Below are 25,987 nucleotides of genomic sequence, written 5' to 3' on the forward strand. Positions count from 1 at the left end.
CCTAATTGACGCGAGCGGATGCGCGGGACGCAGCCGCAGATGAGGCCCTTGCCCGTGCAGCACGCCGCTTGCGCAGCACGTTCCAGACGCGCCACCCCAGCAGTGCCGCAAGAATGGCTGCGTACACCGCCACCTCGCCAAAGTCATTCTTGCCCGCGCGCATCCAGAAGAAGTGAAGAATCGCCAGCGCCGCAACGGCATACACCGTGCGGTGCAGTGCCTGCCAGCGCTTGGCGCCCATGGATTTGATGGCCCGGTTGAAAGAGGTGGCCGCCAGCAGCGTCAGCAGCAACAGCGCCAGCGAGCCGACGAGGATGAAGGGCCGCTTGATGATGTCCCGCACGATGTCGGCCACATCAAACCCCATGTCAAACCAGCTGTAGCTGAGCAAATGCAGCACAGCGTAGAAAAACACGAACAAGCCGAACATGCGCCGAAACCGGGCCAGTTGTGGGGTCGACGTGAGCACCCGCATCGGGGTGACTGCCAGCACCAGGCACAGCGCGCGCAGCGTCCAGTCCCCTGTGGCGCGGATCAGCGCCTCGGCGGGATTGGCGCCCAGCTGGTTCGCCAGCGCGGCGTAAACCAGCCAGGCCAGCGGCAGCAGGCACAGCACAAACGCCACGGGTTTGGCGGCGGGATGGAGCAGAAGTTTTCGCATGGGATCGAGCGTCCGAGGCTCACCGGAGGGCGCGAGCGCACCGGACGCATCAGACAAAGGATCAGTAAAACTTCTTAAGGTCCATGCCCCCGTAGAGCTGTCCCACCTGGGCTTCGTAGCCGTTGAACATCAGTGTCTTGCGTTTCTTGGCAAACAGGCCGTCTTCGCCAATGCGCCGCTCGGTGGCCTGGCTCCAGCGGGGGTGGTCCACTTCGGGGTTCACGTTGGAATAAAAGCCGTATTCCTGCTTGGCCGCCTTGTTCCAGGCCGTGCCTGGCTCTTTTTCGACAAAACGGATCTTGACGATGCTCTTGGCGCTCTTGAAGCCGTATTTCCACGGCACCACCAGGCGCACCGGCGCACCGTTCTGGTTGGGCAACACCTCACCGTACATGCCGAACGTCAGCAGCGTGAGAGGGTGCATGGCCTCATCCATGCGCAGACCTTCCACATAAGGCCAGTCCAGCACCCGCGAGCCCACAAAAGGCATGGTGGTCTTGTCGGCCAGCGTCACAAATTCCACGTATTTCGCGTTGCCCTGCGGCTCCACGCGCTTGATGAGCTCTGCCAACGAGTAACCGACCCACGGGACGACCATGGACCAGCCCTCTACACAGCGCAAGCGATAAATACGTTCTTCCTGCGCACTCAGCTTGAGCAAATCTTCAATGCCGTACTTGCCCGGCTTCTTGACCAGGCCTTCGACTTCCACCGTCCACGGTGTGGTCTTGAGCGTATGGGCGTTGCGCGCGGGGTCGGCCTTGTCCGTGCCGAACTCGTAGAAGTTGTTGTAGGTGCTCGCGTCTTTGTAGTCGGTGAGTTTTTCCATGGACATGGCGCCAGCGACTGTCGACTTGGCGCCCGCCAACGCAGCCAGCTTGCCGGGGCGCGCCACCTGCGCCTGTTGCGCCATCGCCTCGCGGCCCGCCCAGGCCGCCATGGCGGCACCGGCCGCACCCCCGGCCATCAGCCGGAGCATCTGGCGGCGGTCTTCGTAGACCGCGCGCGGGGTGATTTCGGAGGGGGTTGGGTGATTGAACCCGTTGTTGCGAGGGGGGATCAGCATGGGGGCCTCCGGTGATTCTCTGGTTGAAACAGCTGTGCGGTAGAGCAGTACAACTGTTAGTTCGTTCCCTGGACCGTTCAGGTTACACCGAAGACGCAATAGTTGCTGACCTAGCCCAGATCCCTGACCACCGCCTCACCCCACGTCTTCACCTTGGCCGTTACAGCGTGCCGTAGCTGTGCAAGCCGCTCAGGAACATGTTCACACCCAGAAAGGCAAACGTGGTGACCGCCAAGCCCACCAGTGCCCACCAGGCCGACACCGTGCCGCGCAGGCCCTTCATGAGGCGCATATGCAGCCAGGCGGCGTAGTTGAGCCAGACGATCAGCGCCCAGGTTTCCTTGGGGTCCCAGCTCCAGTAACCGCCCCAGGCCTCGGCGGCCCACAAGGCGCCCAGCACGGTGGCGATGGTGAAAAAGGCAAAGCCCACGGCGATGGACTTGTACATCACATCGTCCAGGATCTCGAACGACGGAAGGCGCTCTGCAATGCGCTTGCGGCCCAGCAGGATGCCCGCCACGATCAGCGCCGAGATGCCGAAATACACCATCCAGTAACTGCCGCCGCTTTCCGTCGCGCCTTGGCGGAACACGATGGGCTCAAAACACAGCACCACGCCCAGCAGCCACAGCGGTGCCAGCTTGTACCAGCGGGTTTCCGTGGCCTGCTGCTTGATGAGGTAGGCAAAGGCGACCATGGCGGCCAGTGCAAACGTGCCATAGCCGATGAAATTGGCGGGCACATGCAGCTTCATCCACCAGCTCTTGAGGGCAGGCACCAACGGCTGAATCTCATGCGCTTCGCGCACCACGGTGTACCAGAGCAAAAAGCCCACGGCAGCGCTGACCACCAGCATCACAAAACCGCCGAGCGCCCGCGTGTCGTACTGCTGCTCGTAATACAGATAAAACGCCGCCGTCATCCAGCAGAACATCACAAACACTTCGTACAGGTTGCTGACCGGAATGTGGCCGATGTCCGGGCCGATGAGGTAACTTTCGTACCAGCGCACCAGCGTGCCGATGAGCGCCATGGCCACGGCCACCCACGCCAGGCGCGAGCCAATGAGGCTCATGGTGCGGCCTTCGCCGCGCGAGAACATACCGATCCAGTAAAACGCCGTACTCATGAAGAACAGCATGCTCATCCACAGAATGGCGGACTGGCTGGACAGAAAATACTTGAGACCAAACACGGTTTCGGCCCGCGCCAAGCTGCCTGCGCCGTCCTGCTGATACAGGCCAATGGCCATCAACGCCACCGCCGCCACGATGAGCAACAGTCCGCGCAGCGGCCGCCAGAACCAGCACAGCCAGATGGTGCATGGAATGGTGCCCAGCAGAATGCCTTTTTCGTAGCCATCCATGAAGCTGCCATACCGCTGCAGCGCATACAGGCCGCCCACCAGCACGATGGCGGCAAACAGCCAGTCGAACCAGTTGCGGCGGGCAAAAAAGCCCTCGTTCAGGGAGATGGTGGTTGTCGTTGTCGTGGCGGTGTTCATGCTTTGCCTTCGCGGGGCGCGGCCCCGATCAGTTTCTGTGCGAGCTGGACAAACTCCTGGTCGCCGTCCATCGTCTTGCGGTTGGTCGACAAGGCCATGGTGGCGTGGGTGCGGCCGTCCTGCGGCGCCAGCCAGACCCAGATGCGCCGCTCGCGCACGTAGAGCATGGCGAAAATGCCCAGAATGAGCAAGGCGCAGCCTAGATAAACAATGTTCTTTCCGGGGGCTCGCGCCACCTGGAACACACTGGCCTGCACCTGGGTGAAGTCTTTCAGTTCAAACGCCAGGGGCGCGGGGTAAATCTGCGCATCGCTGAGCGACAGCACCGCCTGGGTCATGAATCCCTGTGTCTGGTCGTCCTGCGGCAAGGCGGGCAGCCCGGCGCGCTGGCGCGAGAGCTGGGCCACCTCGAACAAGGTGCCGTTCAAAATGCGCACCAGCACCTCGCCTGCGCGCGCGCGCTCGGCCTCGGGCACATGGGCTCCCATGAAGGCCGACCCGCCCTGCCGGCCGCCGGTGGGCTTGCCATCGACCATGCCCTGGCCCGCAAACAGGGCCAGCGCGCGCGATGCAGACTGCTGCAACTGGTCTGCCAGGTCGGGGCGCGAGGTATCAATGGCCTGCGCCACATAGCGGCGCACAGCCTGCTCACGCGCCTCGGGGTCGGCCAGCAGGGTTTTCATGCGCAAAAAACCGTCCATGCTGCCTTTGTCGTCGGCGGGCACACGCAGGTAACGGAATGGCTCGGAGGGCGTCTCGCGCACACCCAGCAAGAACACAGCGACGCCATCACCGGTATCCACGGGCAGCATGTAGTTGTGGAACTCGCGCGCCTGGCCTGCGGCGTCGCGCAGCTTATAGCTCACGCTGGGGCCGACGTTGCGCAGCTCTTTCTTGGTGACGGTCTTGTTGGCCGCGCCCAAGCGCGACTCGACGGACTCGCGCAGATCCACCTTACGCACATCGACGCCCGTGCTGCCAGGGCCCGCACCGGCAAAGTTTTCGACATTGATGGTGCGCAGCGCGGTGAACTCCAGCGTCAAGGTGTCGCTGCCCGGGGCGCCGCCGTTGTTGGTGAGCTGGGTGGAGTTGCCCACCACGCCTTCCACATCAATGGGCTTGGCGCCCGCCACCATGGGCACGCCGCGCAGCTTGAGCAGCGAGCCGCCATCGTCAAAACTTGACTGGTAGATCTCGATGCCTTTGTAGCTCGCCGGATGGTTCACTTCCACGCGGGCCGGCGTTTTCTCGCCCGTGGCCTTGTCGTGGATGATGATCTCGCTGGCAAACAGCTTGGGCATGCCGGTGGAGTAGTGCTCCACGATGAACTTCTTGAGCTCGATGGCAAACGGCAGGTCTTGCAGCAGCACGCCGTCGGACTGGTTCAGGATCGCCGTGCTCGACTGCGTGCCTTCTGCCACCAGCAGGTTGCCGCGGAAGGTGGGGTTGCGCTCGGACAGGCGGTGCTCGGGCTTCACGTCGGCGATCAGCCCCCCACCGGTGTAGACGGATTTGCCGCCCAGCAGCATCTGCGCACGCACGACCAGGTCGCCGTCCAGCAAACCGCCTACGCACACCAGCACGATGGCGCTGTGCGCTGCGATGTAACCCAGTTTGTTGGCGGCGCCCGCCTTGGCAGCCACCATCCAACCGGCGCCGGGACCGGCTGCAGTGTCGCGTTGCTGCAGGCGCACCTTCCAGCCACCACCGGCCAGCATCGTGCCAATGCGGCGCGCTTCGGTTTCGGCGCTTTTGGGCAGTTCGGCCTCGGCCTTGTGGTGAAAGGCTTTCAGGCTTTGTTCGCGGATGTTTTCCTTGTAGACCTTGAGGTCGATCAGGATCTTGGGCGTGTTGCGGGCAATACACAGCGAGGTGCTGAGCACCAGAAACGCCAGGATGAGTAAAAACCACCAGGCGCTGTACACCGCGTTGAGCTGGATCGCCGCAAAAAGCTCCGCCCAGAAGGGGCCGAACTGGTTGACGTAGTTGGCCGCAGGTTCGTGCTGCTTGAGCACTGTGCCAATCACCGAGGCAATGCAGATCACCGTCAACAGCGAAATGGCGAACCGCATCGACGACAGCAGTTCGATCGCGGCACGCCACGCCTGGGAACCAGACTTGACGAGAAGGCCTTGGGTGTTGTCGGACATGGAGGAAAAAAGGAGCAGCGGGGCGCGAAAGAAAAAGGGCGGGACCATCTAGTCGATGGACCCGCCCTTTTTGGGTTTGTTATTGGCGGTAGGTTCCGTGTGGCCCGGTTCAAAAAACCTTAAAGGGCCACCGTTTGGCAAAGGTCAATCAGCGCAGGCCAGCGATGTAATCCGACACAGCCTTGATTTCCTTGTCGTTCAGCTTGGCGGCCACTTGTGTCATCTGGGTGCTGTTGCCACGCGATCCATCGCGGAACATGTTCAGCTGCGCCACCGTGTAGTCGGCATGCTGACCCGACAGACGGGGGTACTGGGCAGGAATGCCAGCGCCGTTGGGGCTGTGGCAGCCAGCGCAGGCAGCGATCTGGCGGTCTGCAATGCCACCGCGGTAGATGCGCTCACCCAGCGAGACCAGTTCTTTTTCTTTGGCGAACCCCGGCTTGGCTGCCTTGGAAGCCACCCAGTACGAAATGTTCTTCATGTCGTCATCGGTGAGGGCCGAAGCAAAGCCCTTCATGATGGCGTTGTTGCGCTTGCCGGACTTGAACTCGTGCAGTTGCTTGACCAGATACTCCGGGTGCTGCTGCGACAGTTTGGGGTTGGCTGCAATGGCCGAATTGCCGTCTGCGCCGTGGCATGCCGCACACACCGCGGTGTAGCTGGCCTCGCCCTTGACGAGATCCGGTTTGGCCGCCTTGGGGGGCGCCGCAGGAGTTTCCCCTGCTGCATAGGCCGAAAAAACAGGTGCTGCCAGTACGGCAGCCGTCAGCAAAGAGGCGAGCAACTTCATATCGAGGGTCTGTGTTTATGTGCGCAAAACCTCGCGATTCTACAATGATGGTTCTTTCTCTCCCAACTCCCCATGACGACCACCCCTTCCGCGCCAGTTGCTGGCTCCCTTCCGCCTGCTCCCGACGCCAAGATCGCCATGGGCTGGATGCACACCGCCAGGTTCCTGACCACGGCCGCGCAGTTGCACCACCTGCCGCCCATCCACGTGCCCGAGATCGCTTTTGTGGGCCGCTCCAACGCGGGCAAATCCACCTGCATCAACACGCTCACCCAGCAAAAGCAGCTGGCGTTCGCCTCTAAACGGCCTGGGCGCACGCAGCACATCAACCTTTTTTCCCTGGGAAAACACGGTGTGACCGATGCGGTTCTGGCCGATCTGCCCGGCTACGGCTACGCCAAGGTGTCGCGGTCCGACAAGGTGCGCTGGCAGCAGGTGATGGTCAATTACCTGGTCAGCCGCCACGGGCTCACCGGCATCGTCTTGCTGTGCGACCCCCGGCTTGGACTGACCGAGCTGGACGAGGCCCTGTTGGAGGTGCTGCGCCCACGGGTCGAAGAAGGCCTGAAATTCCTCATCGTGCTGACCAAGGCCGACAAGCTCACACGCTCCGAGCAAGCCAAGATCCTGTCGATTACGCGACTGAACGCGGCTGGCGGAGAGGTGATGATGTTCTCGGCCCTCAAGAAACAAGGCGTGGACGAGGTGGCACAACTGCTGTGGCAGTGGGCGCACCCGGCACAAGCCTCGGGCGACGCAGCCCCTGCCCCCACCGATGAGCCCCCAGAGCTTGATGATTCTGAGGATATTCAGTCAAATTAGGCTCTAGCGCTTATGCATCAAGCGCTACCAGCTATTAAATGCGTAGCGCCATGATTCAAACCGGCTCCGTCTCCCTGCCCCACGAAACCACCCTGCACTGCCGCGTGAGCGGCACGGCGGGCCGCCCGGTGCTGCTGTTTCTGCACGGTTTCCCGGAGGGGGCCTTCATCTGGGACGAGCTGCTGCTGCACTTTGCGCGCCCCGAAAACGGCGGCTACCGCTGCGTGGCGCCGTACCTGCGCGGGTTTGGCCCGTCGAGCAGCCCGACCAATGTGGACGCCTACCGCGCAAAGCACCTGGTGCAGGACCTGGTGGCGCTGATTGCCCACGAATGCCCCGGCGGCGCGCTGGAAGGCCTGGTGGCGCACGACTGGGGCGGCGCGGTGGCCTGGAACCTGGCCAACCAGCAGCCGCAGTTGATGAAGCGGCTGGCCATCATCAATTCGCCCCACCCTGGCGCCTTTGTGCGCGAGCTGTCACACAACGCCGCGCAGCAGGCAGGCAGCCAGTACATGCACTTTTTGTGCAGACCCGATGCCGAGGCGCTGCTGGCCGAAGACGACTTCCGCCGCCTGTTTGCGTTTTTCAACGCCCCGGATGGCAGCGCACCCGCGTGGCTGACCGACAGCGTGCGCGGCCAGTACCGCGACCTGTGGCGGCAGGGCCTGACCGGCGCCTGCAACTACTACCGTGCCAGCCCCATCCGCCCGCCGCGCGAGGGCGACCCAGGCGCCCAAGCCATCACCCTGCCGGACTCCATGCTGAGCGTGGTGGTGCCCACGCTGGTGCTGTGGGGCATGGACGACCCTGCTTTGCTGCCGGGTTTGCTCGATGGCCTGCCGGGCTGGGTGCCGCAGCTGAAATTGCAGCAGGTAGAGCAGGCATCGCACTGGATCGTGCACGAGCACCCCGAGCGCGTGGCCCTGAAGTTGCAGCGCTTTTTGCAATCAAAATAGTAGCTAACAGCGCTTATTCGATAAGCGCTAGAGGCCAATTTGACCCATATTTTCAAGAGTACACCGACGGCTCGCCCTCGGGTCGCGTCTTGAAGCGCTTGTGCACCCAGTAGTACTGCTCGGGCATGGTGTTGATGACAGCCTGCAGCTCGTGGTTCATGCGCTCCGTGTCGGCCTCGGCGTCGTCGGTGGGGTAGTCGGACCAGGCGGGCGAGACCTCGGCCACGTAGCCCGTCGGCGTCATGCGCGAATACACACCCACCACCTTGGCGCGCCCCAGCCGCGCAAACCGCGACAGCGACGGGATGGTGGCCGCCGTCACGCCGAAGAACGGCACAAACACGGAATCATTGCGCCCGTAGTCCATGTCGGGCAGCAGGTACAACAGGCCGCCCTTGCGCAGGTTGTTGATGATGGGTTTCACGCCGTCGGAGCGGTTGAGCATGCGCACGTCGCCAAAACGCTGGCGCCCCGCCATGAACCACGCATCCACCGCCGGATCAGGGTGGGTGGCAAAGATGGACGTGAACGCACGGCGTGTGTTCAGCGGCAGCGCCAGGCCGCCTGCGTCCAGGCCATAAAAATGCGGCGCGAACAGGATGGTGGGCGTGTCGCCTTCCAGTTCGTGCACCGCGCCGGTCAGGCGCACGCGCTGCTCCACCACGGCTTGCGGCGCGGCCCAGAGCCAGCTGCGGTCCAGCCACGCCTGGCAGAACACCACAAAATTGGCGCGCGCCACGGTGCGGCGGCGCGCCTCGGTCCAGTCCGGGAAACACAGTGCCAGGTTGCGCAGCGCCACCTTGCGCCGCCGCACCACCAGCACATAGGCCACCTGCCCCAGCACCCAACCCATGCCACGCAGCACCGGCAGCGGCAGCAGCGCCAGCACACTCATGAACCACACCCCCAGGCGACCGGTCATGCAGAAGCTCCCGGCGCTGCCGTGGCGTCCACGCGCGGTTGCTTGTAGCGCGCATAGCCCCAGAGATATTGTTCAGGGCACTGGCGAATGAGGTGTTCCATGGCCTGATTGATCTGCACAACGGCAAGGTCGAGTTGGTCCGACAGCGGCTGCGCCAGCGGTTCGAAATGGGTGACAAAACCGCGCCCCAACGACAGCCGCTCGCAGCGCACCAGCACCACCGCTGCGCCAGTCTGCTGGGCCAAGCGCACGGCCAATGTCATCGTGTAGGCATCGCGTCCAAAAAAAGGCGCCCATTGGCCTTGGCCGTCCGGCGGCACCTGGTCAGGCAACAAGCCCACAGCCTCGCCCCGGCGCAGGGCTTTGATCATCTGGCGCACACCCGCCAGCGTGGTGGGCACGGCCAGCATGCCGGGGCGGTTGCGGGCAGTCTCCATCACCTTGGCCAGCCAGGCCTGGCGTGCGGGGCGGTACAGCACCGTGATGGGGCCACGCTCGGCGCTCCAGCGCCGCGCAACCGCCTGCGCCGACAACTCAAAACACCCTTGGTGCGGCGTGAGAAGCACAATGCCGCGCCCGGCGGCATACGCGTCAGCCACACACGCCTCGCCCGTCAGCTGGCACGGCATGGGTGCGCCCAGCCACAGGCGCGGCAGCTCCGCCACCATGCGGCCCGCATGGCCCACAGCCGCACGCAAGGCACCCAACGAATACCCCGCCAATGCCACGTTCGCCACGAACCGGCGGCGGTACGTGGGCGACGCGGCAAACGCCACCCAGCCCATGGCTGCGCCGACGGCATGCAGCAACCACAGTGGAAACACGGAAAAGATTCGAAAGACGACTGGCATTAAAATAACGGGGTCGCTGAGTTAAATGAGCAACTTGCAGGGCGACGTTAAAAAAATCTGCTAAAGCGTTCGCCAAAGCTCCTTCGGGGTGAGGGCAACGCCCCAAATGCCGGAACACAGGAGTTTATTCAAATGGCGAACGACTTTCTTTTTACCTCGGAGTCCGTCTCTGAAGGCCACCCCGACAAGGTAGCTGATCAGATCTCTGATGCGATTCTCGATGCGATCTTCAAGCAAGACCCCCGCAGCCGCGTCGCCGCCGAAACGCTGACCAATACCGGCCTCGTGGTGCTGGCAGGCGAGATCACCACCAACGCCCACGTGGACTACATCCAGGTGGCGCGCGACACCATCAAGCGCATCGGCTACGACAACACCGACTACGGCATCGACTACAAGGGCTGCGCGGTGCTCGTGGCCTACGACAAGCAATCGAACGACATCGCACAGGGCGTGGACCAGGCCAGCGACGACCACCTGAACACCGGTGCTGGCGACCAGGGCCTGATGTTTGGCTACGCCTGCGATGAGACGCCCGAGCTGATGCCCGCGCCCATCTATTACGCCCACCGCCTGGTGGAGCGCCAGGCCCAGCTGCGCAAGGACGGCCGCCTGCCCTTCCTGCGCCCCGACGCCAAGAGCCAGGTGACGATGCGCTATGTGGATGGCAAGCCCCACAGCATCGACACCGTGGTGTTGTCTACCCAGCACCACCCCGACCAGAGCGAAACCCAGACCAAGATGAAGGCCTCGTTCACCGAAGCCATCATCGAAGAGATCATCAAGCCCGTGCTGCCGAAGGAATGGCTGCAGGACACCCGCTACCTGATCAACCCCACAGGCCGTTTTGTCATCGGCGGCCCCCAGGGCGACTGTGGCCTGACCGGCCGCAAGATCATCGTAGACACCTATGGCGGTGCCTGCCCCCACGGCGGCGGCGCCTTCAGCGGCAAGGATCCAACGAAGGTAGACCGCTCAGCCGCCTACGCCGCGCGCTACGTGGCCAAGAACATCGTGGCTGCGGGCCTGGCGCGCCAGTGCCAGATTCAGGTGGCCTACGCCATTGGCGTGGCCCAGCCCATGAACATCACCGTGTACACCGAAGGCACGGGCGTGATTTCGGACGAACGCATTGCCGCACTGGTGAAGGAACACTTCGACCTGCGCCCCAAGGGCATCATCCAGATGCTGGATCTGCTGCGTCCTATCTACGAAAAGACCGCGGCTTACGGCCACTTTGGGCGTGAAGAGCCTGAGTTCAGCTGGGAACGTACCGATAAGGCAGCAGCACTCCGTGCAGCAGCCGGGCTGTAAAACCGCCGCGCGAACAGCGCAGGCGTTCGTCGGGCAAAGTTCATATCGCGCTGCGATGTCTTAACGACGTAAGCCAGACCAGACGACTCATTGCCCCCATAAGCCGCAACGCTACCCGCGTTGCGGCTTTTCTTTTGGGCTTCTCACAAAAACGCATTCCCGGTCTCCCAGCCCCACCAGCGGACGCAGCGGCTCCCTCCTACACCCGCAAACCGCCCAAGCTGACGAACGTTCAGACCCCTGGCCTTTATCGTTCCTGCACACCCTTTCGCAGCCCCACGCTGCCTGAAAACCACCGCAAGGAGCGCCCCATGTTGAAGTACGCCATCGTTTTTGCCCTGATTTCCCTGGTCGCGGGCGCCCTGGGCTTTACGGGGGTCGCCGCTGGTGCGGCTGGTATTGCCAAGGTGCTGTTTGTGCTGTTCCTAGTGCTGGCCGTCGTGTTTGTGGTGCTTGCCGCCATCGGCGTGGGTGCTGCGCGCAAGGTACTGAAGTAAGCACCTCACGTCACCTGACCTCACTTCGCTTCGCTTCACGCCACATCACAACATCTAAAACCGGAAACCCCATGGCCGATACCAACATCTTTGAAACGCTGCGCGAGAGCCATGAGCTGCAGCGCACGCTGTACCGCCAACTCACCGAAACCAGTGGCGACACGCCCGAGCGCCAAGCGCTGTTTGAACAGCTCAAGCTGGAACTTACAGCCCATGAACTGGCAGAAGAGCGGCACTTTTACATTCCGCTGATGGCGCATGACGCGGGCATCGACCTGTCACGCCACGCGATTTCCGAGCATCACCAGCTCGATGAGCTGATTGAATCGCTCGAAGAGGCCGACCCGGCAACCCCCGCGTGGTTGCCACTGGCCAAGAAGCTGGCCGACAAAGTGGAGCACCATTTGAAGGAAGAAGAACACCGCTTCTTCCAGATGGCTGGCAAGCTGCTGACCGAAAAACAAAAGACTTCGTTGGCCGCCAGTTACCGCGCCGACTACGAAGAGGCCAAGGCCGCCACGGCTTGACACTGCAGCGCCCCAGCGCTGTCACCTCAGCTCACATCACTTCGCGTCTTCAGCTTGCACCACGCAATTGCGGCCGCGGGACTTGGCCACATACAGCGCCGTGTCCGCCCGCTTGATCAGCGCATGGCTGTCTTCCTTGTGGTCCCAGGTGGCCACGCCAAAACTTGCGCTGACATGGCCCACCGCGTCGAACGGCACGCTGGCGATACGCGCGCGCACGGCTTCGGCCATGGCCATGGCGGCATCGACAGGCGTTTCCTTGAGCAGCAGGATGAACTCCTCGCCGCCAAACCGTGCTGCGCAGTCCGACGAACGCAGCAACTCGCGCACACGCAGGGCCGTGGCCTTGAGCACCACATCGCCAGAGTCGTGCCCAAAGGTGTCATTGATGCGCTTGAAGAAGTCGATGTCCAGCATCACCACCGACAGGCTGCTCGTCTTGATGCGTGTCTCGGCCATCTCGGCCTCCAGCCTTTCAAAGAAACGTCGGCGGTTGACCAGATCGGTCAAAAAGTCCTTGGTGGCCAGGTCTTCGAGCTTGCGGTTGAGTCGGGCCATGGGCTCGATCACCAGCGAGGACAGCGACAGATTGAGCACCACAAACAGCAAGACAAAGCTGGCGACCAGAGCGCCCATGACGTTGTAAAAAGTCTGGCGCGCTTTTTCGAGCGGGAAGTACATGGGCACCTTCACTACCTGAATGCCCACCGTTTCGTTCATGCTCCAGCCAAACCCGTTCTTGTCGCCATACACCTTGATCATGGTGGGCGGCGCCACCTGCGGCGTGCTGTGGCAGGCCAGGCACTGCGGCTGCTTGATGGTGATGGGGCGGGCCACATACAGAGCGCGGTGCATGCCTTCGCCCACCTCGCCGGTCACCTCTTTTTTCAGGTCCGCCTTGCCGTCCCGAAAGTCGTTGATAACGCGCTCTTCCCATTCGTTCGCGCGGTCGCGCAGGTTGGTGGGGTTCAGCACCGCTTCTTTGTATTCATAGCCCGGAAACCGGCTTTGCAAGCGACGCAATGTTTCGGTAGCCGCATAGGCGGGCACGGTCTGCGGCAAGAACTTTTCGGCCAGCGTGACGTCCAGGTGGGGCTTGACCAGCTCGGTGGTGTAGTCGCGGATCGCCATGGCCGAGTGCATCATGATCTGCGAGTTGTGCTGCACTTCCTCGATGGCCGACTGCTGCAGAAACCGGTGCACGTAGACCCCCGCACCCACCGCAGCCAACAGCAACACAGCCGCCAGCACCAGATTGAATTTAAGCCGCAAAGACATGAATCTCCCTCAGAGGCCAGCGCGCGCAGCGCGTCGGCAAATTGTTGGTGGTGCTGAAGACTTCTGCGCTGAACCCTTCAGGTTCACCCGAGCCTGCGCATCCCTGCCCCGCGCCGGTCTGCCCGGGGACAGCCCCGCGCAAACACCGCGATCATGGGACACATCGGCTGCGTTTGTGCCAGATTTCCATGACAGGGTCCAACTTTTTTGTACCGCAGAACCACACTCTGGGTTGCTTTACAAACCCCGTGCGCTCAGCGACAACCTCTGACGAAACGCCGGACGCACCCGGTACAGCTGCGCGGGCCGGTGCGCGCCGCCGGTCTGCAGGGCACCGGGCACGGCCTCCAGCATGGCCAGCTCGTCCACCTTGCGGCGAAAACTGACCTTGTTGATGGGCTCCCCCAACACCGCTTCGTACACCGACTGCAACTGCGGCAGCGTGAACGGCTCGGCGCACAGGTGCACCGGCAGCGACGAATACTGGCTTTTGCTGCGCACGCGCTGCACAGCGGTGTCGATGATCTGGCGGTGGTCAAACGGCAAGGGTGGCAACCCATCCACCGCCACCAAAGTGATGCGGTCCGCAGCCTGCACCAACACCTCGGGCGGCACCAATGCGCAATACACCACGGCCACCGACCAGCCCCGCGGATCCCGCACCGGGCCCGAGAAGGTGGCCAGTTGCTCCAGATAGGGGCTTTGCAGCCCTGCCTTGTCGCGCAGCACCCGGGCCGCGCTGGCCTGCGCATCGGCGTCGTCTTGCGCGTGAATGTAGCCACCGGGCAAGGCAAGCACACCTGCAAAAGGCGCCCGCTCGCGGCGCAGCAGGGCCACGTGCAGGCTGCCCTGCTGCAGGGTGAGCAGCACCACGTCCACGGTGCACAGGATGGTGGGGGCGTCGGCGTCTTTCATGGATGTTGGGAAGGTAGTTCAGCGCAGATACGGACGAACAAGGCTACCACTGGATGCACCAATTCCCAATCTTTTCTACAGGCAACGCCTTGCCATCTCACAAGAAACATCAGGTTTCCATCTAGTTAGTTGCAATATTGAATTAACAACCTTACACTGCAAGCACAGTAAAGGAGAACACCATGTCCCGCAACATCCAGCTTCTGGTGATCGACCCGCAAAACGACTTTTGCGACCTGCCCGCGGCCTGGCAGCCCACCGACCCCACCACCGGCGCGCGCACCGCACCAAGCCTGCCCGTGGCAGGCGCCCATGCCGACATGCAACGCGTGGCCGCCTTCATCCGCGACCACGCCACTCAGCTCGATGCCATCACAGTCACGCTGGATTCACACCAGCGCATCGACATTGCCCACCCCGGCTTTTGGCAGCAGGCGGACGGGCGTGCGGTGGGGCCGTTCACACCCATTACCGCCGCCCAGGTGCGCGCGGGCGCTTTTGCACCGCGCAACCCCGCCCACTTGCCCCGCACGCTGGCCTACCTGGATGCGCTGGAAGCCCGCGGGCGCTACACCCTGATGGTGTGGCCCGTGCACTGCGAGATTGGCAGCTGGGGCCATGGCGTGCATGCCGATGTGCTGGCCGCGTGTGGTGAGTGGCAGCTGCAGCGACAGCGCGCGGTGCACAACGTGTTCAAGGGCACCAACCCCTGGACCGAACACTACAGCGCCATCGAGGCCGAGGTGGTGGATGCCGACGACCCCGACACCGCCCTCAACACCCGCCTGCTCGCAGCGCTCGACACCGCCGACCTGCTGCTGATTGCGGGCGAGGCCAGCAGCCACTGCGTGCGTGCCACCACCGAACACATCGTGCAGCACCTGCCCCGCCTGAAGAAGACCGGCGCGCGCCCCGAGCACATCGTGCTGCTGACCGACTGCATGAGCCCGGTGGGTGGCTTTGAGGCCGAGCACCAGGCTTTTCTGGACACCATGCGCGCACAAGGTGCGCGGCTTGAAAATAGCAGTCAAATCAGCCTCTAGCGCTTATTCAATAAGCGCTAATAGCTACTACATTAGGAGCAAACCATGAACCCCGTCATCACCAGCCTGCTCGACACCGACCTCTACAAGTTCACCATGTGGCAGGCCCTGCTGCACCGCCACCCGCAAACCCAAAGCGAATACCGCTTTGTGTGCCGCAACACCCCGGCCTACCCGCTGGCCGCGCTGCTGCCCGAGGTGAACGCCGCGCTGGACCACCTGTGCACCCTGCGCTTCACGCCCGATGAGCTGGCCTACGTGGGCGGGCTGCGCTACATCAAGAGCGACTTTGTGGACTTTCTGCGCATCTTCCAGTTCCAGCGCAGCTTCATCAGCGCCTGGGCGGAAGGGGACCAACTGCACATCGTGGCGCGTGGCCCGCAAGTGCATGTGATGGGCTTCGAGATCTTCGTGCTGGCCATCGTCAACGAGCTGTACTTCCGCCGCTTTGACGCCGACCGCGCCCTCGCCAGCGGCCGCGAGCGCCTGGCCGCCAAGGTGCAGCAGCTGCAAGCCCTGGCCCAGCAGGCCACGCTGCGCCACCCGTTCGAGCTGTTCGACTTTGGCCTGCGCCGCCGCTACAGCGGTGACTGGCAGCGCGAGGTGGTGCAGACCTTTGCCACACAAACACCGCAGTGGTTCAAGGGCACCAGCAACGTGCTGCTGGCGCGCGACCTGGGCCTCGTGCCCATCGGCACCATGGCGCACGAATACCTACAGACCTACCAGGCACTGGGCGTGCGGCTGCGCGATTTTCAAAAGGCCGCGCTCGAAGACTGGGTGCAAGAATACCGCGGCGACCTCGGCATTGCGCTGACCGACACCGTGGGCATGGACGCCTTTCTGGCCGACTTCGACCTGTACTTCGCCAAGCTGTTCGACGGCCTGCGCCACGACTCGGGCGACCCGGTGGCCTGGGGCGAAAAAGCCCTGGCGCACTACACCCGCCTGCGCATCGATGCGCACACCAAGCGGCTGGTGTTCTCTGATGGGCTCGACCTGGAACGCGCCCTGATGCTCTACCGCCACTTTGGCGACCGCACGCAGCTGGGGTTTGGTATAGGAACGAACCTCACCAACGATATGGGCGCAGACCACAAGCCGCTGAACATCGTAATGAAACTGGTGCGCGCCAACGGACAACCGGTGGCCAAGCTGTCGGACACGCCCGGCAAGACGCTGTGCGACGATGAAACGTACTTGGCCTACCTCCGCCAAGTCTTCAACGTTGCATAAGAAGCCCCCCTGAGTCGCTTCGCGCCTTCCCCCCAGGGGGACGACGCCCTCGCTGCGGGGCGGCCCTTGCTCGGCGTCCCTGGCATGGGCCGCGCCAGTGTCGGCGGCTACCGACGAACTCGTACCTTAGGATGAATGACACCATGCTCCGCATCACCATCGCCCAACTCAACTTCACCGTCGGCGACATCGAGGGCAACGTGGCCCGCATGGTCGCTGCCGCGCAGCAAGCGGCGCGCGAAGAAGCCGACCTCGTCGTGTTCAGCGAGCTGTCGCTGTGCGGCTATTACCCCGGCGACATGCTGGAGGAAAGCGGCTTCCAGCAACGCATCGAAGCCGGCATCGCCGCATTGCAGCAGGCATCCGCCGAGCTGCCGCAGCTGCACTGGGTGGTGGGCGCGCCCACCCCCACGCGCGGGCCCGGCAAAAAGCTGCACAACAGCCTACTGGTGCTGCAGGGCGGACAAGTGCGCTTGCAGTACGCCAAGCAACTGCTGCCCACCTACAACATCTTTGACGAGCGCCGCCACTTCGAGCCCGGCCCGGACGTGGCCAAGGTGCTGCGCATCGGCAGCGCACAGGTCGGCCTGCTGGTGTGCGAAGACGGCTGGAACGACCACGGCGGCGACTACGTGATCAACCCGTTCGAGCGCATGCGCGACGCCGCACCCGACCTGGTGATCAGCATCAACGCCAGCCCCAGCCACATGGGCAAACGCGAGCAACGCCACCAGATGTTTGGCGGCTCGTCTCGCCGCCACGGCCTGCCCATCGTGTACGTGAACCAGATCGGCGGACACGACCAGGTGGTGTACGACGGAGCATCGTTCGCGGCCGAGCCCGAGGCGGGTGTCGTCTTCGAAGCTGCGCGGTTTGTGGAAGACGTGCGCACGCTGCAGTTCGACAACGGGCATTTTCTGAGCGCTGAAGGCGCGCGCCCCGCCACCGTGCCCGCGCAAGGCCTGCCCACCATGGACTTCTACCGCCAGCAGATCGTGCTGGGTCTGCGCGACTACGCACGGCGCTGCGGCTTTACGCAGGTGGTGGTGGGCAGCTCGGGCGGCATCGACAGCGCGCTGACGCTGGCGCTCGCTGTGGAAGCGCTGGGGGCGGATAACGTGGTGGGCATCACCATGCCTTCGCGTTACTCCAGCAGCGGCTCGGTCGATGACTCGGTGGCGCTGTGCAACAACCTCGGCGTGCAGCTCTTCACGCACCCGATTGCCGAGCTGGTGGCGGGCTATGCGCAGCAGTTCGAGGCCAGCTTTAGCACACCGCTGGCGGGACTGCCGCTCGAAAATCTGCAGGCACGCATTCGCGGCACGGTGCTGATGGAATACTCCAACGCCTTTGGTCACCTGCTGCTCACCACAGGCAACAAGTCCGAAATCTCGGTGGGCTACTGCACGCTGTATGGCGACACCAACGGCGGGCTGGGCCTGATTGGCGACCTCTACAAGACCGAGGTATTTGCCCTCTCGCGCCACGTCAACGAACATGCCGGGCGCGAGCTGATTCCGCAGGCCATCATCGACAAGGAACCGTCTGCCGAGCTGGCCCCGGGCCAGCGCGATGTGGACAGCCTGCCGCCCTACCCCGTGCTCGACGAAGTGCTCAAGCTGCTCATCGAAGGCGACCGCCTGTCTGCCGCGGAGCATGCCGCCGCGCAGGCCTTCGTGGCCCAACTGCAAACCGACGACGCGGGCCGCGCGCTGGTGCAACGCGTGCGCATGATGGTGGCGCGCAACGAATACAAACGCCGCCAGGCCCCGCCCATCGTGCGCGTGCGCGCCAGGGCCTTTGGCAGCGGGCGGCAGATGCCGATTGCTGCGCGGTATGTGTGAAACGGCTTCACGGTAAAATTACTACCAAAAAGATAGCTGCTAGCGCTTTATAGATAAGCGCTAGAGGCCAAAAACACTTAAAAACTACCCGACAACGACTGGAGACACATGGTCGATATCGCCATCTACATCGGGCGTTTTGAACCCGTGCACAACGGGCACATGGCGCTGCTGCAGCGCGCACTCGACAGCGCGCAGCAGGTCATCGTGGTGGTGGGCTCGGCTTGGCAGGCGCGCTCGCCCAAGAACCCATTCACCTGGCCAGAGCGCGAGGCCATGTTGCGCGACGCGCTGCCCGAGGCCGACCGCAGCCGCGTGTTGGTGCTGCCCATGCGCGACTACTACAACGAGGCTGTGTGGGTGCAGGCCGTGCGCCAGGGTGTGGCGCGTTTGACTGCGCCGGGTGCACGCATCGGGCTGGTGGGCCACTTCAAGGACGCCACCAGCGGCTACCTGAGCGCGTTCCCCGGCTGGGAGCTGATCCATGTGGAGCGCCAAGGGCCCATCGACGCCACGGCCATTCGCGACGCCTGGTTTGGTGCCAGCCCCGACACCGCGCCATCCGCCCTCGCCCCCCTGGCCGACCAGATGCCCGCCAGCACCCTGGCCACACTGACCCAGTTTGCGCAAACTCCGCACTACCTGGCGCTGCAGCAAGAGTGGCAGATGCTGCGCGGCTACCGCCAGGCCTGGGCCGCCGCGCCCTACCCGCCCGTGTTTGTGACGGTGGACGCCGTGCTGCGCTGCCGCGACCATGTGCTGCTCATACGCCGCGCCCACGCCCCCGGCAAGGGCCAGCTGGCCGTGCCCGGCGGTTTCATCGAACAGCGCGAAACCGTGTGGCAGTCGTGCCTGCGCGAGCTGGTGGAGGAAACCCACTGCGATTTACCAGAGGCCACCATGCGCGCCGCGCTGCAGTCCGTGGCCGTGTTCGACCACCCCGACCGCAGCCAACGCGGCCGCACGCTGACGCATGCGCACTACTTCGATCTGGGAGATGCAACGTTCCCGGTAGTGCAGGCCGATGACGATGCGATGCTGGTGCAGTGGACGCGCATCGACCAGTTGGCAGGTTTGGAAGAAGAATTCTTTGAAGACCACTTCCACATGCTGGACCACTTCCTGGGGTTGACGGGATCGGTCACGCCCAACGCATAGCACCGAGCTCGGCTATAGGCTCACACTTTCATGTGCGAAGCCTCAACCGAGCTGATGAGACTGGCGCGGCCCAAACCAGCGGCCCCGTGCAAGGGCCGCCACGACAGGCAAATGTCGTCTCCGCTCCGTGCACCGGGGGCGTCCCCCTCCCGCATTGCGCAGCAATGCGGGAGGGGGAAGGCGCGAAGCGACTTAGGGGGTGCTTTACTCCATCACGCCACCCGGAACTGGCCGACCGTCTGCGACAAAGTCACCGCCTGCTGGCTGAGCGACTGCGCGGCAGCCAAGGCCTCTTCCACCAACGCGGCGTTCTGCTGCGTGCTCTGGTCCATTTGCGAGATGGCCTGGTTCACCTGGGCGATGCCCGCGCTTTGCTCGCCGCTGGCAGCGCTGATCTCGGCCACCATGGTGGTCACGCTTTTCACACCGGCCACCACCTCGCTCATCGTGGCACCGGCCTGCTCGACCAGTTGGGTACCCAGTCCCACCTTGGCGACCGAGTCGTCGATCAGGCCCTTGATCTCCTTGGCAGCGGCCGCGCTGCGCTGGGCCAGGCTGCGCACTTCGCTGGCCACCACGGCAAAACCCCGGCCCTGCTCACCCGCGCGGGCAGCTTCCACAGCGGCATTCAGCGCCAGGATATTGGTCTGAAACGCAATGCCGTCGATGACGCTGATGATGTCCACGATTTTGCGCGAGGACTGGTCGATGGAGCCCATGGTGCCGACCACCTGCTGCACCACATCGCCACCACGCACGGCCATGTCCGACGCTGCACGCGCCAGCTCGTCCGCACGCTTGGCGTTGGCTGCGTTCTGCTGCACGGTGGAGGTGAGCTGCTCCATCGACGCCGCCGTCTCCTGCAGCGCGCTGGCCTGCGATTCGGTGCGGGACGACAGGTCGCCATTGCCTGCCGCGATTTCGGACGACGCGGTGGTGATCGAATCGGTGCTGTCGCGCACCTGGGTCACCAGGTGGGCCAGGTTGTCGCGCATGGCGCGGATGGCGTGCAGGATGCTGGTGGTGTCGCCGGGCAATGTCTGCACGTCCACCGCCAAATTGCCTTCAGCGATCTGGGTCACCACATCGGCCGCGTACTGCGGCTCGCCGCCCAACTGGTGCACCAAGGTGCGCAGCATTTGCCAGGCCATCAGCGCGACAATGAGCATCAGCACCGCGCCGATGGACAGCAGGATGGCGGTGTTGCGCCAGAAGGCGTTTTCGATGTCGTCCACATAGTCGCCGAAGCCGATGATCCAGTCCCACGGCTCGAACTTGATGATGGCGTAGAGCTTGTCCACCGGCTCTTTCGCGCCGGGGCGCGTGCCGGGCGCCGTGACGGTTCCGATGGTCTTGCCCTGCAACGCTGCGCGGTAACGCACTCCGGCCTCTTTGCCGCCTTTTTCATCGACGATGCCAATGCGCTTGGGGTTGGGGTGCACGTAGTTGATGTCGTTCGCGAAGCCGCGGACAAAGAAGTATTTGTCCTTGTCCACAAAACTGCCGATGGTGCGCGTGGCTTCCTTGATGGCGTCTTCGCGCGACAGGGCGCCGCTCTTTTCCTGCTCGTGCGCCTTTTGCGCAGCCGCATGGGCCAGCACCACCAGGTTGGACAACTGCGCCGTGCGCTCTTTCATCATCGACTGGTAGAGCGTGGTCAACGCCACAGCGGACAGCACGACGAGCCCCAGCAGCGTGGCGGCGCACAGCCACAGGATTCGGGTTTTGAGTTTCATGACGGTGCCTGCAATGCTTGGTAAAGTGGTTACCAAACGATACACCGGAGGCTCCGCCTCTGAAGAATGAAGCCTCCGCTGTTACAGGCTGCGTGACAGATTTGTGTCAAAAATCCATCACCCGCGGTAGACGGACCCACAAGCACGCAGGCCTCTGGCCAGCCCTGAAAGACGCCACCGGAGCCATTCAGGCGTGTAGCGCCAAACTTTAAGCCAAATTGGCCTCTAGCGCTTATCCATAAAGCGCTAATAGCTATCAATTGCAGAGCATCAAGTGCCTGCCCGCTCCAGCATCGCGTGCAGCAGCACGTTGCACCCTGCCTCGATGTGCTCGGGCTTGGCGTCTTCGATCTCGTTGTGGCTGATGCCGTCCTTGCACGGAATGAAGATCATGCCGCTGGGCGCCAGTTTGGCCATGTAAACCGCGTCGTGCCCCGCACCCGAGACCGCAGGCATGTGGCTGTAGCCGAGTTTTGCGGCGGCGCGGCCCACGGCGTCCACGCAGTCGGGGTGGAAGACCTGGGCCACGTAGTTGGAGACCATGTCGATCTTGATCGGCAATCCCGTGTCTGCACTGAGCTTGGCGGCCACGGCGCGGATGTCCTTGTCCATGCTTTCGCAGTCGGCATCGGTGGCGTTGCGCAGGTCGATGCTGAACTTGACCTGGCCCGGAATCACGTTGCGGCTGTTGGGGTGCACATGCACCATGCCCACGGTGCCGCGTCCGTGTGGCGGGTGGCGGTGGGCGCAGGCCACTACTTCCTGCATCAGGTGCGTGGCGACCTGCAGCGCGTCCTTGCGCAAGGCCATGGGCGTGGGGCCCGCGTGGGCTTCCATGCCGGTCACCGTGCAGTCGTACCAGCGGATGCCCAGCACGCCGCTGACCACGCCGATGGTCTTGTTGTTGTCCTCGAGCACCGGGCCTTGTTCGATGTGGGTTTCAAAGTAGGCGCCGATGGGGTGGTCGCCGGGTTCCTGGTCGCCGATGTAGCCGATGCGCTCCAGCTCGCCCTTGACGGTTTTGCCTTCGGTGTCGGTGGCGGCGTAGGCGTGTTCCAGCGTGAAGGCTTTGGCGAAGACGCCTGAGCCCATCATGACGGGCACAAAGCGGCTGCCTTCTTCGTTGGTCCAGAAGGCGACTTCGATGGGGGCCTCGGTTTCGATGCCGTGGTCGTTGAGCGTGCGCACCACCTCGATGCCCGCCAGCACGCCGTAGTTGCCATCGAACTTGCCGCCCGTGGGCTGGGTGTCGATGTGGCTGCCAGTCATGATGGGCGGCAGTCTGTTGTTGCGGCCGGGGCGGCGCATGAAGCCATTGCCAATCTTGTCGATGGTCACCGTCATGCCCGCCTCGCGCGCCCAGCGGGTGACGAGGTCACGGCCTTGTTTGTCCAGGTCGGTGAGGGTCAGGCGGCACACGCCGCCTTTGGGCGTCGCGCCGATCTGCGCTAGCTCCATCAGCGATGCCCACAGGCGGTCACCATTGATGCGCAGGTTCTCGATGTCGGTCTTCACTTGGGTGTCCATGGTGTTCTCCGTGATGGCGTTCGTTCTTCAGCGAGCGACCGCAGTGGGGGCCAGATCGTGGGCGCGCTTTTGCACGGCCTGAAAGTTGCTGCCAAACGCCGGGCGCTTGATGTAGCGGCCCTTGCCTTGTTCAGCACGCAAGTCGCCATTGGCAAACACCACACGGCCCTGGCTGATGGTGTGGCTGGGGATGCCGCGCACGGTGCGGCCTTCAAAGATGTTGAAGTCGCCCTTGCTGAACTGGGTCTTGGCGGAGAAGGTCTTGGTGCCTTCAGGGTCCCACACCACCAAATCGGCGTCGGCGCCCTCGCCGATGAAACCCTTGCGCGGATAGATGTTGAACAGCTTGGCGCAGTTGGCCGAGGTGATGGCGACAAACTCGCTCGGCGTGAGGCGCCCGGTGTTCACGCCGCCATCCCAAATGGCGGCCATGCGTTCTTCCACACCGCCCGTGCCGTTGGGAATTTTGGCGAAGTTGTCTTTGCCTGCGGCCTTTTGCGCGGCGCAGAAGGTGCAGTGGTCTGTCGCGGTGGTGTGCAGTTGACCCGACTGCAGGCCACGCCACAGTGCCTCCTGGTGGCCTTTGGGCCGGAAGGGCGGGCTCATCACATGCGCAGCCGCTTTCGCAAAGTCCGGGTCGCGGTACACGCTGTCGTCAATCAACAAGTGCCCGGCCAGCACCTCGCCATACACACGCTGGCCGCGTGCGCGGGCGCGGGCAATGGCGTCGGCCGACTCCATGCAGCTCACGTGCACCACGTAGATGGGCACGCCCAGCACGTCGGCAATGGCGATGGCGCGGTTGGCGGCTTCGGCCTCGACCATGGGCGGGCGTGACAGTGGATGGCCTTCGGGGCCGGTGATGCCCATCTTGGCAACCTCTTGCTGCAGCAGATACACCAGCTCGCCGTTTTCGGCGTGCACGGTGGGCATGGCGCCCAGCTCCAGCGCGCGCTTGAAGCTGTTCACCAGGGTTTCGTCGTCGCACATGATGGCGTTCTTGTAGGCCATGAAGTGCTTGAAGCTGTTCACGCCCTCTTCGTGCACCAGCGTGCCCATGTCGGCGCGCACCTGCTCGCTCCACCAGGTAATGGCGACATGAAAGGAATAGTCAGCCGCCGACTTCTCCGCCCAGCCGCGCCACTTGCGGTAAGCGTCCAAGATGTTTTCTTGCGGGTCTGGGATGACGAAATCGATGATGCTGGTTGTGCCACCGGCCAAGCCCGCTGCCGTGCCGGTGTAAAAGTCATCCATGGTGGTGGTGCCCATGAACGGCAACTGCATGTGGGTGTGTGGGTCGATACCGCCGGGCAGCACGTACTGCCCGCTGGCATCCAGCACCTCGGCCCCCGCAGGCGCCAGCGCCGCTGCGCCCTCACCCACCGCCACGATGCGGCCGTCCACACACAGCACATCGGCTGCTTGTTCGCGGTCGGCGTTGACCACGGTTCCACCGCGGATCAAAAGGGCTTGGGTCATGAGGGTCTCCTTCAGGGGGTCAAATCAAAAAAGGCTCTGCCTAGGCCGCTGGCCATGGCAGAGCCACCGGGTCACTTCTTCTTGGCGGTCAGGTAGTAATAGGTACCCGCCACGGCCAGGCTGAAGAACCAGCCAAAGTCGAACAGCGCCAGCAGCAGGCCAGGCACCGAGGCCTTGTCCACCACGCCCGACACCGCCAGATAACCTGGCAGGCAGGGCAACACGCCCAGCGCAAACGCGATGAGCGCCTGCACGTTCCAGCCGTTGCTGTATTCGTAGTCGCCACCGCGGCGGTACAGGTCGTCCACCTTCAGTTCGGTCTTGCGCACAAAGTAATAGTCGACCAGCAGAATGCCCGCAATGGCGCCCAGCAGCGTGCCGTAGCCGCCCAGCCAGGTGAACAGGTAACCGCCCGACGTCGCCAGCAGCTTCCAGGGCATGAACAGCAGGCCGATGAAGGCAGCGATCAAACCACCGGTGCGGAAGCTGATCTTGGAAGGCGCTATCTGGCTGAAGTCATACGACGGCGACACCAGATTGGCGGCGACGTTGGTCGTCAGGTTGGCCAGCAAAATCACCAGCAGGCCCACACCCGCGGCAACGCTGCCCATCTGGGTGAGCAAGCCGTCGGGGAACAGTTGCGCCTTGCCGTACAGGATGGCCGATGCCGAGAAGCCGATCACGCCCACCATGGAGAACAGCGCCATGGGGATGGGCAGGCCGATGGCCTGGCCAATGACCTGGTCCTTCTGCGAACGCGCAAAGCGCGTGAAGTCCGGGATGTTGAGGGCCAGCGTGGCCCAGAAGCCGACCAGGCCGGTCAGCGCCGCCCAGGTCTTGGGGCCACCTTCAACCACCTTGGCGGGCAGGTTGAACAACTGGCTGGCGGGCACGGCGCTGAGCAGCACCACCACCAGCACGATGGACGCAATGATCATCAGCGGCGCGGCAATCACTTCAAGCTTACGGATGGATTCAGGCCCCTTCCAGATGAAGTAGATGTGCACCGCCCAGAAGGCCAGGAAGCACATGAACTGCGAGCTGCTGATGGTCTCGCCATCCGCCGGGCCCGCGAGGCCCATGCCCAGAATGTTCAGAAAACCATGCAGCGCCAGCGCGCCAAAGTAGCAGTTGATGGAGAACCATCCGCAAGCCACCAGCCCGCGCAGCACCGCAGGCAGGTTGGCGCCCTTGACGCCAAACGACGCACGCGCCAACACCGGAAACGGGATGCCATATTTGGGCCCCACGCGGCCGATGAGCAGCATGGGAATCAGCACGATGCAGTTGGCCACAAACACCAGCCACACCGCCATTTGCCAGGTGAAGCCCTGGTCGAGCATGGAGCTGGCCATGGTGTAGGTGGGCACACACACCACCATCCCCACCCACAGCGCCGCATAGTCCTTCCAGGCCCAGTGGCGCTGGGCCTGCGTGGTGGGGAGCAAATCTTCATTGGCGAGCGGGTTCATTCCACCGCCGGGCATTTGCCCCGCCACGTGGGCGGCACTGCCGGTACTTTTTGTCATACCTGTACTCCTGTCAAAGACTTCGTTGGGGTTGCACACAACCCGCTGTCTGGTCCGGCGCCCTCACGCTGGCAGATGGCGGGCAAAAGGGAAGCGAGCGATGCTATCGGTCACGCAAGAAGTGCACCAGATGCAGTGCAGCACGCGTTGCGAATGTGCACCAGATTGGCGGGACTGAAGAC

Annotated in this window: 22 protein-coding genes; 9 read left to right on the plus strand and 13 right to left on the minus strand. The window is 63.5% G+C overall.

Annotated features, from left to right (window positions below):
* Position 1: 1 nt before the first annotated feature.
* From ACK41V_RS09700 to ACK41V_RS09720, 5 genes are all read right to left on the minus strand, one after another.
* Positions 2-661 carry a sulfite oxidase heme-binding subunit YedZ gene (locus ACK41V_RS09700; RefSeq protein ID WP_409781260.1) on the minus strand — a complete coding sequence of 220 codons (660 nt, stop codon included), beginning with the start codon at positions 659-661 and terminating at the stop codon, positions 2-4.
* Positions 662-722: 61 nt separating this feature from the next.
* The gene (gene msrP / locus ACK41V_RS09705) at positions 723-1,727 is read right to left on the minus strand and encodes a protein-methionine-sulfoxide reductase catalytic subunit MsrP (protein WP_409781263.1); all 1,005 of its coding nucleotides are present in this window, start codon (positions 1,725-1,727) and stop codon (positions 723-725) included.
* A 160-nt stretch (positions 1,728-1,887) separates the two neighbouring features.
* Positions 1,888-3,231: a c-type cytochrome biogenesis protein CcsB gene (gene ccsB, locus ACK41V_RS09710; RefSeq protein WP_409781266.1), complete on the minus strand. Its 1,344-nt coding sequence runs from the start codon at positions 3,229-3,231 to the stop codon at positions 1,888-1,890.
* Positions 3,228-5,381, minus strand: coding sequence for a cytochrome c biogenesis protein ResB (locus ACK41V_RS09715; RefSeq protein WP_409781269.1), 2,154 nt, complete (start codon positions 5,379-5,381; stop codon positions 3,228-3,230). The genes ccsB and ACK41V_RS09715 overlap by 4 nt, the downstream gene beginning before the upstream one ends.
* A gap of 148 nt (positions 5,382-5,529) precedes the next feature.
* Positions 5,530-6,171 carry a c-type cytochrome gene (locus ACK41V_RS09720; RefSeq protein ID WP_409781272.1) on the minus strand — a complete coding sequence of 214 codons (642 nt, stop codon included), beginning with the start codon at positions 6,169-6,171 and terminating at the stop codon, positions 5,530-5,532.
* Between the two features lie 72 nt (positions 6,172-6,243).
* On the opposite strand from ACK41V_RS09720, the gene yihA reads away from it, so the two are divergent.
* Positions 6,244-6,993 (plus strand): ribosome biogenesis GTP-binding protein YihA/YsxC, encoded by a 750-nt coding sequence (gene yihA, locus ACK41V_RS09725; RefSeq protein ID WP_409781275.1) that lies wholly within the window; start codon positions 6,244-6,246, stop codon positions 6,991-6,993.
* A 50-nt stretch (positions 6,994-7,043) separates the two neighbouring features.
* Positions 7,044-7,949 (plus strand): alpha/beta fold hydrolase, encoded by a 906-nt coding sequence (locus ACK41V_RS09730; RefSeq protein WP_409781278.1) that lies wholly within the window; start codon positions 7,044-7,046, stop codon positions 7,947-7,949.
* Positions 7,950-8,001: 52 nt separating this feature from the next.
* Here ACK41V_RS09730 and ACK41V_RS09735 read toward each other — a convergent pair whose 3' ends face one another.
* Together ACK41V_RS09735 and ACK41V_RS09740 are read right to left on the minus strand one after the other, a co-directional pair.
* Positions 8,002-8,871 carry a lysophospholipid acyltransferase family protein gene (locus tag ACK41V_RS09735; protein ID WP_409781280.1) on the minus strand — a complete coding sequence of 290 codons (870 nt, stop codon included), beginning with the start codon at positions 8,869-8,871 and terminating at the stop codon, positions 8,002-8,004.
* Positions 8,868-9,722: a lysophospholipid acyltransferase family protein gene (locus tag ACK41V_RS09740; RefSeq protein ID WP_409781283.1), complete on the minus strand. Its 855-nt coding sequence runs from the start codon at positions 9,720-9,722 to the stop codon at positions 8,868-8,870. Before ACK41V_RS09740 ends, ACK41V_RS09735 begins: the two co-directional genes overlap by 4 nt.
* A gap of 132 nt (positions 9,723-9,854) precedes the next feature.
* On the opposite strand from ACK41V_RS09740, the gene metK reads away from it, so the two are divergent.
* From metK to ACK41V_RS09755, 3 genes are all read left to right on the plus strand, one after another.
* A complete protein-coding gene (gene metK, locus ACK41V_RS09745) occupies positions 9,855-11,036 on the plus strand; it encodes a methionine adenosyltransferase (protein ID WP_409781286.1) in 1,182 nt (393 codons plus the stop codon).
* Positions 11,037-11,347: 311 nt separating this feature from the next.
* A complete protein-coding gene (locus ACK41V_RS09750) occupies positions 11,348-11,533 on the plus strand; it encodes a DUF1328 family protein (RefSeq protein WP_409781289.1) in 186 nt (61 codons plus the stop codon).
* A gap of 71 nt (positions 11,534-11,604) precedes the next feature.
* A complete protein-coding gene (locus ACK41V_RS09755; protein WP_409781291.1) occupies positions 11,605-12,060 on the plus strand; it encodes a hemerythrin domain-containing protein in 456 nt (151 codons plus the stop codon).
* A 36-nt stretch (positions 12,061-12,096) separates the two neighbouring features.
* On the opposite strand, the gene ACK41V_RS09760 is transcribed toward ACK41V_RS09755, so the two are convergent.
* Both ACK41V_RS09760 and ACK41V_RS09765 read right to left on the minus strand, forming a co-directional pair.
* Positions 12,097-13,338 (minus strand): diguanylate cyclase, encoded by a 1,242-nt coding sequence (locus ACK41V_RS09760; RefSeq protein ID WP_409781294.1) that lies wholly within the window; start codon positions 13,336-13,338, stop codon positions 12,097-12,099.
* A 237-nt stretch (positions 13,339-13,575) separates the two neighbouring features.
* A complete protein-coding gene (locus tag ACK41V_RS09765) occupies positions 13,576-14,253 on the minus strand; it encodes an NUDIX hydrolase (protein ID WP_409781295.1) in 678 nt (225 codons plus the stop codon).
* A gap of 182 nt (positions 14,254-14,435) precedes the next feature.
* Here ACK41V_RS09765 and ACK41V_RS09770 point away from each other — a divergent pair, with 182 nt between their 5' ends.
* From ACK41V_RS09770 to ACK41V_RS09785, 4 genes are all read left to right on the plus strand, one after another.
* A complete protein-coding gene (locus ACK41V_RS09770) occupies positions 14,436-15,296 on the plus strand; it encodes a cysteine hydrolase (RefSeq protein ID WP_409781298.1) in 861 nt (286 codons plus the stop codon).
* 45 nt (positions 15,297-15,341) lie between these two features.
* Entirely contained in the window at positions 15,342-16,532 is a 1,191-nt protein-coding gene (gene pncB / locus ACK41V_RS09775; RefSeq protein ID WP_409781301.1) for a nicotinate phosphoribosyltransferase, read from the plus strand.
* 143 nt (positions 16,533-16,675) lie between these two features.
* Entirely contained in the window at positions 16,676-18,376 is a 1,701-nt protein-coding gene (locus tag ACK41V_RS09780; RefSeq protein ID WP_409781304.1) for an NAD+ synthase, read from the plus strand.
* A gap of 108 nt (positions 18,377-18,484) precedes the next feature.
* Positions 18,485-19,534: a bifunctional nicotinamide-nucleotide adenylyltransferase/Nudix hydroxylase gene (locus tag ACK41V_RS09785; RefSeq protein WP_409781307.1), complete on the plus strand. Its 1,050-nt coding sequence runs from the start codon at positions 18,485-18,487 to the stop codon at positions 19,532-19,534.
* Positions 19,535-19,746: 212 nt separating this feature from the next.
* On the opposite strand, the gene ACK41V_RS09790 is transcribed toward ACK41V_RS09785, so the two are convergent.
* From ACK41V_RS09790 to ACK41V_RS09805, 4 genes are all read right to left on the minus strand, one after another.
* The gene (locus ACK41V_RS09790) at positions 19,747-21,270 is read right to left on the minus strand and encodes a methyl-accepting chemotaxis protein (RefSeq protein WP_409781310.1); all 1,524 of its coding nucleotides are present in this window, start codon (positions 21,268-21,270) and stop codon (positions 19,747-19,749) included.
* Between the two features lie 270 nt (positions 21,271-21,540).
* Entirely contained in the window at positions 21,541-22,797 is a 1,257-nt protein-coding gene (locus ACK41V_RS09795; protein ID WP_409781312.1) for a Zn-dependent hydrolase, read from the minus strand.
* 27 nt (positions 22,798-22,824) lie between these two features.
* Positions 22,825-24,276: a dihydropyrimidinase gene (gene hydA, locus ACK41V_RS09800; protein ID WP_409781315.1), complete on the minus strand. Its 1,452-nt coding sequence runs from the start codon at positions 24,274-24,276 to the stop codon at positions 22,825-22,827.
* A gap of 71 nt (positions 24,277-24,347) precedes the next feature.
* On the minus strand, positions 24,348-25,805 hold the full coding sequence (locus tag ACK41V_RS09805) for an NCS1 family nucleobase:cation symporter-1 (RefSeq protein WP_409781318.1): 1,458 nt from the start codon (positions 25,803-25,805) through the stop codon (positions 24,348-24,350).
* Between the last annotated feature and the right edge of the window lie 182 nt (positions 25,806-25,987).

The sequence above is a fragment of the Acidovorax sp. genome (assembly GCF_046291265.1).
Classification (GTDB): domain Bacteria; phylum Pseudomonadota; class Gammaproteobacteria; order Burkholderiales; family Burkholderiaceae_C; genus Acidovorax.

Excerpts from the sequence above, each read along its gene's own strand:
- ACK41V_RS09765 (WP_409781295.1), bottom strand. The coding sequence starts at position 14,253 with ATGAAAGACGCCGACGCCCCCACCATCCTGTGCACCGTGGACGTGGTG.
- metK (WP_409781286.1), top strand. The coding sequence starts at position 9,855 with ATGGCGAACGACTTTCTTTTTACCTCGGAGTCCGTCTCTGAAGGCCAC.
- ACK41V_RS09720 (WP_409781272.1), bottom strand. The coding sequence starts at position 6,171 with ATGAAGTTGCTCGCCTCTTTGCTGACGGCTGCCGTACTGGCAGCACCT.
- ACK41V_RS09755 (WP_409781291.1), top strand. The coding sequence starts at position 11,605 with ATGGCCGATACCAACATCTTTGAAACGCTGCGCGAGAGCCATGAGCTG.
- hydA (WP_409781315.1), bottom strand. The coding sequence starts at position 24,276 with ATGACCCAAGCCCTTTTGATCCGCGGTGGAACCGTGGTCAACGCCGAC.
- yihA (WP_409781275.1), top strand. The coding sequence starts at position 6,244 with ATGACGACCACCCCTTCCGCGCCAGTTGCTGGCTCCCTTCCGCCTGCT.
- ACK41V_RS09780 (WP_409781304.1), top strand. The coding sequence starts at position 16,676 with ATGCTCCGCATCACCATCGCCCAACTCAACTTCACCGTCGGCGACATC.
- msrP (WP_409781263.1), bottom strand. The coding sequence starts at position 1,727 with ATGCTGATCCCCCCTCGCAACAACGGGTTCAATCACCCAACCCCCTCC.
- ACK41V_RS09770 (WP_409781298.1), top strand. The coding sequence starts at position 14,436 with ATGTCCCGCAACATCCAGCTTCTGGTGATCGACCCGCAAAACGACTTT.
- ACK41V_RS09715 (WP_409781269.1), bottom strand. The coding sequence starts at position 5,381 with ATGTCCGACAACACCCAAGGCCTTCTCGTCAAGTCTGGTTCCCAGGCG.
- ACK41V_RS09740 (WP_409781283.1), bottom strand. The coding sequence starts at position 9,722 with ATGCCAGTCGTCTTTCGAATCTTTTCCGTGTTTCCACTGTGGTTGCTG.
- ACK41V_RS09735 (WP_409781280.1), bottom strand. The coding sequence starts at position 8,871 with ATGACCGGTCGCCTGGGGGTGTGGTTCATGAGTGTGCTGGCGCTGCTG.
- ACK41V_RS09750 (WP_409781289.1), top strand. The coding sequence starts at position 11,348 with ATGTTGAAGTACGCCATCGTTTTTGCCCTGATTTCCCTGGTCGCGGGC.
- pncB (WP_409781301.1), top strand. The coding sequence starts at position 15,342 with ATGAACCCCGTCATCACCAGCCTGCTCGACACCGACCTCTACAAGTTC.
- ACK41V_RS09785 (WP_409781307.1), top strand. The coding sequence starts at position 18,485 with ATGGTCGATATCGCCATCTACATCGGGCGTTTTGAACCCGTGCACAAC.
- ccsB (WP_409781266.1), bottom strand. The coding sequence starts at position 3,231 with ATGAACACCGCCACGACAACGACAACCACCATCTCCCTGAACGAGGGC.
- ACK41V_RS09805 (WP_409781318.1), bottom strand. The coding sequence starts at position 25,805 with ATGACAAAAAGTACCGGCAGTGCCGCCCACGTGGCGGGGCAAATGCCC.
- ACK41V_RS09730 (WP_409781278.1), top strand. The coding sequence starts at position 7,044 with ATGATTCAAACCGGCTCCGTCTCCCTGCCCCACGAAACCACCCTGCAC.
- ACK41V_RS09790 (WP_409781310.1), bottom strand. The coding sequence starts at position 21,270 with ATGAAACTCAAAACCCGAATCCTGTGGCTGTGCGCCGCCACGCTGCTG.
- ACK41V_RS09700 (WP_409781260.1), bottom strand. The coding sequence starts at position 661 with ATGCGAAAACTTCTGCTCCATCCCGCCGCCAAACCCGTGGCGTTTGTG.
- ACK41V_RS09760 (WP_409781294.1), bottom strand. The coding sequence starts at position 13,338 with ATGTCTTTGCGGCTTAAATTCAATCTGGTGCTGGCGGCTGTGTTGCTG.
- ACK41V_RS09795 (WP_409781312.1), bottom strand. The coding sequence starts at position 22,797 with ATGGACACCCAAGTGAAGACCGACATCGAGAACCTGCGCATCAATGGT.